The sequence below is a fragment of the Microbacterium sp. 05N427 genome (genome assembly GCF_056397105.1).
This window is the reverse complement of record NZ_JBFTMT010000033.1, coordinates 1-7,247: the sequence shown is the minus strand read 5'-3', so window position 1 is coordinate 7,247 and position 7,247 is coordinate 1. Positions and strand designations below refer to the sequence as shown.

7 protein-coding genes are annotated in these 7,247 nt (G+C 67.1%); 6 read left to right on the top strand and 1 reads right to left on the bottom strand.

Features of this window, described 5'->3' with window-relative positions:
• Nucleotides 1-585 precede the first annotated feature (585 nt).
• Together AC1DG4_RS19495 and AC1DG4_RS19490 are read left to right on the top strand one after the other, a co-directional pair.
• On the top strand, nt 586-1,533 hold the full coding sequence (locus tag AC1DG4_RS19495; protein ID WP_477376265.1) for a helix-turn-helix domain-containing protein: 948 nt from the start codon (nt 586-588) through the stop codon (nt 1,531-1,533).
• 583 nt (nt 1,534-2,116) lie between these two features.
• Nucleotides 2,117-2,797, top strand: a complete 681-nt coding sequence (locus AC1DG4_RS19490; protein WP_477376263.1) for a hypothetical protein — start codon at nt 2,117-2,119, stop codon at nt 2,795-2,797.
• 364 nt (nt 2,798-3,161) lie between these two features.
• Here AC1DG4_RS19490 and AC1DG4_RS19485 read toward each other — a convergent pair whose 3' ends face one another.
• Nucleotides 3,162-3,308, bottom strand: coding sequence for a hypothetical protein (locus AC1DG4_RS19485; RefSeq protein ID WP_477376261.1), 147 nt, complete (start codon nt 3,306-3,308; stop codon nt 3,162-3,164).
• A 418-nt stretch (nt 3,309-3,726) separates the two neighbouring features.
• Between AC1DG4_RS19485 and AC1DG4_RS19480 the strand changes: the two genes are divergently transcribed.
• From AC1DG4_RS19480 to AC1DG4_RS19465, 4 genes are all read left to right on the top strand, one after another.
• Nucleotides 3,727-4,896, top strand: a complete 1,170-nt coding sequence (locus AC1DG4_RS19480; RefSeq protein ID WP_477376259.1) for a hypothetical protein — start codon at nt 3,727-3,729, stop codon at nt 4,894-4,896.
• 137 nt (nt 4,897-5,033) lie between these two features.
• Nucleotides 5,034-5,978: a Ppx/GppA phosphatase family protein gene (locus AC1DG4_RS19475; RefSeq protein ID WP_477376257.1), complete on the top strand. Its 945-nt coding sequence runs from the start codon at nt 5,034-5,036 to the stop codon at nt 5,976-5,978.
• Nucleotides 5,979-6,022: 44 nt separating this feature from the next.
• A complete protein-coding gene (locus AC1DG4_RS19470; protein ID WP_477376256.1) occupies nt 6,023-6,883 on the top strand; it encodes an arsenate reductase/protein-tyrosine-phosphatase family protein in 861 nt (286 codons plus the stop codon).
• A 137-nt stretch (nt 6,884-7,020) separates the two neighbouring features.
• On the top strand, nt 7,021-7,247 hold a 227-nt coding region (locus AC1DG4_RS19465), incomplete at its 3' end, for a hypothetical protein (RefSeq protein WP_477421424.1).

Below are 7,247 nucleotides of genomic sequence, written 5' to 3'. Positions count from 1 at the left end.
CGCCCGGACAGAGACATCGAACCCGCCACCAGGGCCTCAGCACAGCAACGCAGCTCTGCGGCATGACAGCGTCGATCGCATGTGGCGATCGGATGCCGCGTTGACGACGCCATAAGGCGGACATCGAAGAGCGTCAGATCCTCGATGGTGCGCGTAGCCGATTGATACGACAAGTGGCAGCCAGAACAGTGCGTCCCCAATCATTGCCCGCCACACAGGCAGCAATTCGCGCCACGCGTTTTCGACGCCGAAGGCGCCCACGAATAATCTCGGTATGCGGCCCGATGCCCGAACATCGGCGTCGCAATCGGACTCCGGCAGCGGTCTCGTGCAGCTGTCGAGATCGTCCACATTGGGACCCGGCGCGCGAAGCCTCGCTCCCGCCAGGTGGGTTCTGGGCGGGCGCGCATCCGGGATGGGGAGACGCGTGCGTGTGGGGCGCCGCCGCGGGAGCGATGTGGGAAGGGCACGATGTCTGGACGATGGGAGACCCTGCTCCCCGCGGATGAGGGACGCGGGTGGAAGGACCTGATTGGTCATACCCGCTTCGAGAACACGCCGGGAAGCAAAGAAGACTCTGGGCAGATGGACGCGTTCCTCCGTGGTGCGGGACTCCGAGTGTCGAGCGGAGATCCACAGCTCATGCGAGTTCGAGCCTTGCGCTTCGACGCGTTCATCATCGCGCAGGTCAAGACGGACCCGATCGTGATCGAGTGGGCGAGATCCAGGCCTAGCGCCCAAGGTCGCTACCTCTTCATGTTCGTCAACCGAGGAGCGGTCAGCTTCGACAACAGCTCAAGGGTCTGGACGAACCCCAGCGGCGGGCTCTGCCTCATCTATCCGGGTGATACCCCGGTTGAGGTGCAGATGGACGACGCGAGTGAATTCGTCGTATTCTCCTTCGATCAGGCCGAGATTGAACCCTACGTACTCAGTCCCACGAACATGGACGAGGCGCATACCGGCTCGACAGCGTTCCGGGCGATCTATGCGTATCTGCAAGCTGCCACCGAGCAGCCTCGCGTCAAGGAAGATGCGAAGGACAGCCGTATCCTCAGAACTCTGACTCAAGACGTCGCTCGGGCGGTCGCGAGCGCGGCGATGGGAGATTGGGCCTCCAACGGGGTCTTCCAGCAGGCGCAACGGGTGATCCACGAACAGGCATCCGATCCGGGCTTCGACGTGAACCAGCTTGCTGCACAGTGCGGTGTCTCTCGACGCACGCTCAACCGCATCTATGCCAAACACGACATCCAGGCGGCAGCAGAGATTCTGCGCACGCGAACGCAAAAGGCGATGGCATTGATCTCAGAGAATCATGCGCTCGGGATCGAGACCGTAGCCGCAGCCAGTGGATTCAACTCCCTTTCCACGATGGCTCGCGCATTCAAAAAGGCCTACGGAACATCGCCGGCGGACCTCCGCACAAAACAAAGGCAATTCGGTATCGCGGACAGACTCATGCCCGAGCACGACCAAGGAGACGACAGCGCCGCGGACACGGTATCCCGTGATGCCGGGCAAGCTCGTTAGCCTACTCGTTCTTCATCACGACTTCTGGCCGGAACGCCGACCCGTTCGCGCGTCGTCCATGCATCCGTTCCCGCCGGGCGTATCAAGCCATGCACCCTGCATCTTGCGCCCGTTTCTGTCCGTCGGGGTTAGCGAGCATCGTTCGCAAAGGAGACTGAAGCAATAGGTCAAGTCGATGCTGGACACACGCTCTGAAGCAGAGTGTCGTGAGCCACGCGTGCGACGGGGAACTTGACCGTTCCATGTCAGCAAAGGGGATTGCTAAACAATGAATCACGCTTCGAAGTCAAATACGCCGCCGCATTCGAGCGCCGGGATTCCGCGCCGCACAGTGGTCAAGGCCGCCGCATGGTCCGTCCCGGTCATCGCGTCCGCGGTCGCAGTGCCCGCGTTCGCCGCATCTGGATGCGCCCCTGGTTCGGCAGCATTCTCGGTGCCGAGCCCTTCGCAGGCCACGGGCGGCTTGCAGAACTGGACAGTACCGGCAGGCATTACCAGTATTACGTTCGCCGTTGCCGGCGGTGCAGGTGGTGCCGGTGCACAACGCGGCGGATACGGCGCCCTGGCGACTGGCACTCTCGTCGTGACGCCCGGCGATGTCCTCACTATCTACGTCGGCCAGGGAGGACTGGGCGGATCAACTCAGGACACCGGCGGCGGAGGATACGGTGCGGGAGGATCCACCACCCTCTCTCCCACTCCCACTTACTGGGACCTGGGCGGCGGCGGGGGCGGCGGCTCCGCGATCGTGCTCAACGGCACACCCCTCGTCGTGGCAGGCGGCGGGGGCGGCGGAGGCGCCTGGGGCTGGGCTCGCACTGCCCGATCGGGCGGCACGGGAGGCAACGCCGGCATGAACGGCACCGCTGTCACTGCGGGCACCGTCGTCGCCGGCGGCGGACGCGCCAGCGGCGCAGGCGGAGTCGCATCCGGCGCATATCAACAGACCACACCCGGGCTGGCCGCCTCCGGACAGAACGGTGCGAACGGCGTGGTCGCTGGGCGACTGGGAGGAGACGGAGTCTCGATGGAGTACGTCGGAAGCGGCGCAGGTGGTGGCGGCTACACCGGGGGAGGTTCGGGGGCGATCGCCTATCGAAACATCGCGTCCCCGCTCGCCCACGAGAACATCGCAGGCGCCGGAGCAGGCGGAACCAGCTACCTCGCACCCGGAGTCGCGGGCGCAGTGGACAACGCAGGCGGCGCCGCTCCTAAGTCATCCGTGCGCTCGCCCGGCTACGTCAGCGTGAGCTGGACCTGCTGACTTCACTTCACGTTCCCGCCGATCACCGAGAGGTGATCGGCGGGAACTCGCCGGGTGGTCGCCAATGGATGGCGGGTGCCCGCTCTCAGCATGTACTTCGTATTGAGGAGCAAAATTGACACGTCTCGTGAAGCCGAATGCTCGCAGAGATCTCCTCAAGAAACGTAGCGCGCGGCGGAGAAATGCCCCCTACAAGCGGCCGTGGCTGCTTCGGGAATATGCTGGCGCTTCTATTCTTGGCATTATTGCCTTTACCCTCGTTATCAGCTATGTGGCGGGCCTATATTTCCTGCTCCGTTGAACCGGCCCCAACGGCGAGAAGCAAAGACCCCGCATCGCTTCTTTGGCGCGGCAACGACGGGAGTCAGCGACCAACGCCGCCAAGCAGCTCATCGAGATGCATCACGGATGCCTCGAACAAGATGCAGATGAGCCAGGCGGCGCCAGTCGCACCATCGGAGAGCTCAGGCACGGTCAAGCTCATCTCTGGTTGTGTCGGCACATCGGTCACGTGATTTCCCAGGCAATGCATTCAAGGAGGAATGGGTGCGACCACCAGGTGGCGGCCGCACCCGCCACCTGGTGGCATGCACGGAGCTGGGACGCAACGACACGGCTCTGGGTTACCGGCCGCGCGGATCTCCGTGCACTTAAGAAGAGCACGCTGCCCCACACCTGTTACGCATCCCTCGCAATAAGTTCAATCTTGTCGCGACGTGCCGGAACTGTGGCGTGATCCGCCGTGTGGGCGACCATTCGGCGTGCGACAGGGGACAATTGGCGCCCGCTGCTGAGCCTCCTCCATTTCAGGCCATCGGCTCGCCACTTTCAGCCAAGAATCCCTTACAGACCAGGGCGAATACGACACGCAGGCGAAGATCGATCCCAGAGGTGCGCCGAGCAAAGGCGCACGACCTGGGGAGATTCACGTGAACAATTCAAGTACTGATTCCGAACGAACGGTCAGCGAGCAGAGGGGGCGGCGCGAACTGCCCCGCCGCACGATCGTGAAGGGGGCCGCGTGGAGCCTTCCGGTGATCGTCGCAGCCGTGGCTGTGCCGGCGCAGGCGGCATCCGGCTGTGCCTCTGGAAACTACACCGCGGCGGTCCCGAATCCGAGTCTGCGTGACCGTGCAACCGAGACATTCACTGTGCCGGCTGGTGTCACCTCAGTCACCTTCGTCGTGACCGGCGGTTCGGGCGCCCTCGGCGGCCTTAACGGAGCAGCGGGGGGTGCCGGCCGACAGGTGACGGCCATCGTGCCCGTCGTTCCTGGCGAGCAGCTCACCCTCATCACAGGGCAGGGCGGAATCAACGCCGATACCAGGACGATTGGAAACCCGGACCGGTTCACGCTGCGGCAAGGCGGCGGCGGCTATGGTGGCGGCGGAAACACCCAGGTACTCAATACGAACTATGGCACCGACCCGTCAACGCAGTATGCCCAGTCCGGCGGGTCGGGCGGTGGCGGTTCCGCAATTCTGCGCGGGACAACGCCGCTCATCGTCGCAGGTGGAGGCGGTGGCGGTGGCATGGCTGCGGTACCGCAACCCGAGGGTGCCAACTGGCCCTCGACGTCCGGGGCACCAGGTGCTGGAGGCGACACGGGCGGGCTCGTTTCGACGAGGTCTCGAACCAACCCGCCTGTCACCGTGCAGACCACCGCGGGAAGCGCCGGAACGACCAGCGCGCCCGGCGCAGGCGGTGCGGCAGGAACCATCACCGGCGCGGCGCTGCTCGACAGCAAGGCCGGAAGCACGGGCGCCGTGCATCTTGCCAATGGCACCGCCGGAGGCGGCGCAGATGGGGTTCCAGAGAACTACCCGAACTTGGTTCCAACTACCACCGATGTCGGTGCTGTCTCCGCGGGCGGAACATCGGGGGCTGGTGGCGGCGGTTACACCGGGGGCGGAAGCGGAAGCGTCGTCGCCGGTGGCTCCACCACCCGGGGCCGGATCCTCGCGACCGCGGGTGGGGGTGGCGGTGCCAGCTACATCGGCCCCTCCGTCACTCTGGTTTCCTCGGTCGTCGCCAATCGACCAGGAGTCGCCTACAACACCAGAGTTCCCGGGCAGATCACGCTCACCTGGACCTGCTAGAGCTGCGACGAACAAGGCGGTGGCGACGCCGAAGCTTGTGAGAAGGCGGCACGAGCTCGTGGCGAATCGCCACGAGCCCGTGCTTCCAGATGGCTCACGTCGACGGACGGTTCACGCGCAGCGAGTAGTCTTCGTCCGTGCGTCTCGGAGTGCTCGACATCGGATCCAACACCGTCCACCTGCTCGCCGCCGATGTGCATCCCGGCGGCAGACCGCTCGCGACCACGAGCGATCGCACGGTGCTGCGTCTCATGCGCTTCCTCACGCCGTCCGGCGCGATCAGCGAAGAGGGCGTGCAGGCGCTCGAGGCCGCGGTGCGGCAGGCAGGTGCGGTGGCGGCCCAGCAGCGCGTCGACGCGCTGCTGGCGACGGCGACGAGCGCCGTGCGCGAGGCGGCGAACGGCGCCGAGGTGATCGCCCGCGTCGAGGCCGCGCTCGGGCAGCCGCTGCAGGTGCTCGACGGCGAGACCGAGGCGCGGCTGACGTTCCTCGCCGTGCGCCGCTGGTTCGGCTGGGCCGCGGGGCAGATCCTGCTGTTCGACATCGGCGGAGGATCCTTCGAGATGGCGGCGGGATCCGAGGAGCTCCCCGACATCGCCGCCTCCGTGCCACTCGGCGCGGGACGCTCGACCCTGATGTTCCTGCCCGACGATCCGCCCGGCGAGGAGGCCGTGGAGCGCCTCAGGGAGCATGCGGCCGACGTGTTCGCGCCGGTCGCGGCGCGGTTCTCTACGCTCCCCCGCCCGGAACACGCGGTCGGCTCGTCCAAGGCGATCCGCTCGCTCGCGCGGCTCGTCGGCTATCAGACGCCCGGCTGGTCCGGATCGGAGCGGATGCTGCTGCCGCGTGCGTCGCTCGGATCCTGGATCCCGCGCCTCGCGCGCCTTCCCGCGTCCGCCCGGCAGGAGCTGCCCGGCATCACCCCGGATCGCACGTTCCAGATCGTGGCCGCCGCGGTCGTGCTGCACACCGCCATGACGGCGATGAGGGTGGAGGAGCTCGAGGTCTCCCCCTGGGCCCTCCGCGAGGGCGTGCTGCTGCGCTACATCGAGGATCGCGCGCGCGACGACGACGACGCCTGACGGACCGCGCTCGCGCGCGGATCCGGATCCCCTACCCTGGTGTCATGAACGACGCGAGGGAGCAGGGGACACCGCGCGGCGAAGCGCCGGGGGGACTCACCCGACGAGAGCTGCGGCAGCGCCGCGAGGCGGCGGCGATCGCCGGAGTGTCCGGAGCACAGAACGAGCCGGCAGCAGAGACGCAGAGGGCGCCGGTGCCGGATCCGCCCGCCGAGCCCCATCCCGCTGCACCCGTCGCCGCGGAGCCCGCAGACCCGCCCGGCGGCGTCTCCTTCGGCTCCCTCGCCGGCATGTTCGCGGCGCCCGCCGAGGAGGCCTCCCCTCGCCCCACCGTGCTGACCGTGTGCACAGGGAACATCTGCCGCTCGCCGCTCGCGGAGTCGTTGCTGCGCACCAGGCTCGCAGAACTCGATCTGCGCGTGCACAGCGCCGGCACTCAGGCCCTCGTGGGGCACGGGATGACAGAGCCCGCTCAGAGGGTCGCCGCGCAGCGCGGGGCCGCTGCCGCCGTCACGGCGGCGCATCGCGCACGACTGCTCACCGAACCGCTGCTCGACGATGCCGACCTCATCCTGACCATGACCGCGGAACAGCGCGACTACGCCGTGCAGATGCTGCCGCGGCGCCTGCACCGGATCTTCCCCGTCCGCGAGTTCGCTCGGCTCGCCCAGGGGGTCACCGACGCGCAGGTGCGCGCGATCGCCGAGGGTGCCGGACCCGACCCGCGCCGACGTCTGGTGGCCGTCGTCGAGACGGTCGCGGAGCGGCGCGGAGGCTCCGCCCCGAAGGGCGAGGACGTCATCGACCCCTACCGTCGATCGGACGAGGTGTACGAGCAATCGGCCGACCAGCTGGTCCCCGCTCTCGCCGAGGTGGAGCGCGTGATCCGCGCCGCCCTCACCTAGTCCGGCCCCCTCCGCACCACCGCGCGGCGCGACACGAGGCGTCAGCATTCGACCTGGTGTATACCTAAGCGTCATAATGTGTGCGGGGGCGGGACTTCTTGTCGGCATCCGCACGTCCGAAAGGGCAAATCTCGCCAGTGTCATCCCCCACACGTCTGCTCGAGTCTCATCTGGGCCTCACGTCGCATCACGCCGGCCTGGTCAGCGCGCGCACCTTCCGGTCCATCTTCGTCACGGTTCATCGCCCGCACCGCAAGAGCTGGACATGGGATGACGCCGAGATCGGCGACCCGTACGCGGTCCTGCTCTTCCCCAGCGGCGAGGGACCGGACGGATCCCCGCTGCCGATCGGGCAGTTCATGCC

What these genes read in the sequence shown, in the direction of transcription:
- AC1DG4_RS19470 (WP_477376256.1), top strand. Translation starts at nt 6,023, where the DNA reads ATGAACGACGCGAGGGAGCAGGGGACACCGCGCGGCGAAGCGCCGGGG.
- AC1DG4_RS19495 (WP_477376265.1), top strand. Translation starts at nt 586, where the DNA reads ATGGACGCGTTCCTCCGTGGTGCGGGACTCCGAGTGTCGAGCGGAGAT.